The sequence below is a fragment of the Levilactobacillus angrenensis genome, assembly GCF_003946085.1.
GTDB classification, from domain to species: domain Bacteria; phylum Bacillota; class Bacilli; order Lactobacillales; family Lactobacillaceae; genus Levilactobacillus; species Levilactobacillus angrenensis.
The window spans coordinates 1-2412 of the sequence record NZ_RHOB01000055.1; the positions used below are offsets into that span (position 1 = coordinate 1).

Consider the following 2412-nt stretch of genomic DNA (forward strand, 5'->3'; position numbering starts at 1 on the left):
GGCGCAAAAGCGATTCGGATTGCGGCTCCGATCATTAAGAAGCTAACACCAGCCGAGCAGAAGCATCTTGATACCACCGATGAGCGCGCCATTGTCGGTTATCGCTATCTACCCGTCTTTGATGTGGCACAAACTAGCGGTGAACCAGTGTTAAGTGCTAAAGACTTTGTCAAAGAAAATTTGGCCGATCATCAGAATGTGACAAGCTTATATAACGCGTTCAAAGATTATTTAAACCAGCAAACCGACCTTAAAGTCAGTGAAGTGCCTTTAGCGACGCTAAATGGGGCTAAGGGGTATTTTCAACCCAGCACTAATGAAATCGTCATTGGTGGCGATGAGCCTGACAATGCTTTGAAACTAAAGACGTTATACCACGAATATGCGCATAGCCAGCTACACGGCATAAAATCAGCCTTTAAAGATCGGCCACGAGCTTATCAGGAAACCCAGGCCGAAGCGGTCGCATATGTTGCCATGCAAAATATTGGCGTTGATACCAGCAACTACTCACTCGGTTACGTGGCCACCTGGGCTAAAGATAAAGCCGTGATCCATAGTGCTTTAAGTGAAATCCAGCAAGTTAGCAACAAAGTGATTGAACTTAGCGATGGCTTAACCAAACAATTAGGCTTACAAGAAGCCCCAAAAGAGCCTGCGCATGATCTAAAAAAGCTATCAGCCCATGATCTTAATAAGTCCTATCAAGGCTTGCAACAACAAGTTCAGCAAGCAACTAATCCACAACAAAAATCAGAACTAAAAAATAAATTAAATGATGTACACCATGAAATCAGTGAGCGAACACAAAAGTAACTGCAAGCATTTGCTAAAAAGAATCCAGAAATTAAACAACCAGATTCTGAACCCGATCAAAGTCTAAAACGTTAGCCAGTTTTTAAAGGGCATGCTATAATGGAAACAGAAAAGGAAGCCCCGCCGAAAACAGGACTTCCCACGCAAGCCGCTTCAAAGGCGGTGGCATAATTACAAAACTATATTAATGTCGTCCCGTAACTCGCCAAAGTTATAATCGGGGCGGCTTTTTTATTTGTGGTGCTTGTCGATGTAGCTGAGTAGCGCGATTAAAAACGTGCCAAACAGCAACATCAACGAGAGTGCCTGGAAGACGCTCATTGACTGTGAAACCTTCCTGAAGATTATTCCATGTTCCCATGGGCCTCACCTCGCAAGGGAAAAGACAGCCACCGCCCTTAAAACTTCCTGCTTAATCTATTATACAGAAACTTTGACGAGGAAACCAAATTTCATCTTAATATTGTTATCAACTGTTTCAGTGAAAGTTGCGCTTAATAAGGTATTTTTGTTTAATACTACGATCAAAGTTTAGCAGCAACTAAAAGCAGCTTAGAATCTCTTTGTCGGTAGCAACCAGAGCTTATTTGTATAATTCTTTAAGCTTTTTTCATTTAATTCAACTTTTAACAAATTTGAATATCTCTACCAACCATTCTTTAGCAATTTTTTCTCTGTCGTTTTCATTTAATTCAACAATTCCCTGATTTTCTTCACCTGAAATGTCTTTTTGTAGTATAACTGCCATTTCAGCCTGTGTTAATTGAACGTAGGAAGCTAATGTTGATATAGAGTATGTGAAATTAATTGCGTCCCCTGAATTTGCTAGAATAATAGTCCTATTGCTTTTAGTTTTTAAAATTTTATACCCACCATTGTGTCCATAGCGGGGTAATTTGTTGATCATTTGACTATTTTTAAAAGTATCGTCCGCTGAAGTTACAGAAAAGCTATATAAAGTATGTTTCAAATCCAATTTTTTTAGTTGAAGAGTATCAATAGACTTCTCTCCATTAGCTATATACACAATATCAACGTCAATTAGCTCAGTATATATATCATTAGTTATTTGGTACCCATGGGCTAATGCGTTAGCTAATCGTATTGCCCTTTTATCAGAAACTGTGACTATTGCACCACGTTTTCTTAAATTACCCGCTATACTGGAGCCAACTTTACCATAGCCAATAACTAGTACTTTCTTGCCTAAAAGCGTCGTTCCATAATCTGCTAAAAAGATTTCGGATTTGACTACAATCTCATGTCCAACCAAAAAATCTTCCTCAATTTTTAAAGAACTTCTTGCCACTGATAGTATTGGGACTGATATTGAATTATTGGACAGCTTATCTTCATACTTTTGGTAGCCATTTCCCGTATCCTCGATTATTTTAACCAATTGACCTTTAAACTGTTTCTGAATGTCACTTAATCTTGGTACAAAATTGGGTAGCGTCAAGAATCTTGTGTAAATGAAATGCCTTCGTACATATAATATGTATCTAACTTAAATAAATGATGCTTTCAAGGTGTCCTGGAGTCCTTTGAACCCTCGGTGGATCCGCTTCAGAGACTTCTCGTTATAAACATTAAACT

Annotated in this window: 1 protein-coding gene and 2 pseudogenes; 1 reads left to right on the plus strand and 2 read right to left on the minus strand. The window is 38.7% G+C overall.

The annotated features are described in order from the left end of the window. Positions 1–891: pseudogene (locus tag EKM83_RS13095) on the plus strand (hypothetical protein); the annotation flags it as partial. A gap of 156 nt (positions 892–1047) precedes the next feature. Here EKM83_RS13095 and EKM83_RS13100 read toward each other — a convergent pair. Then, the gene (locus tag EKM83_RS13100) at positions 1048–1137 is read right to left on the minus strand and encodes a putative holin-like toxin (RefSeq protein ID WP_107696660.1); all 90 of its coding nucleotides are present in this window, start codon (positions 1135–1137) and stop codon (positions 1048–1050) included. Between the two features lie 298 nt (positions 1138–1435). Beyond that, positions 1436–2260, minus strand: a pseudogene (locus EKM83_RS13105) (S-adenosyl-L-homocysteine hydrolase); the annotation flags it as partial. Positions 2261–2412: the final 152 nt, after the last annotated feature.

Excerpts from the sequence above, each read along its gene's own strand:
- EKM83_RS13100 (WP_107696660.1), bottom strand. The coding sequence starts at position 1,137 with ATGAGCGTCTTCCAGGCACTCTCGTTGATGTTGCTGTTTGGCACGTTT.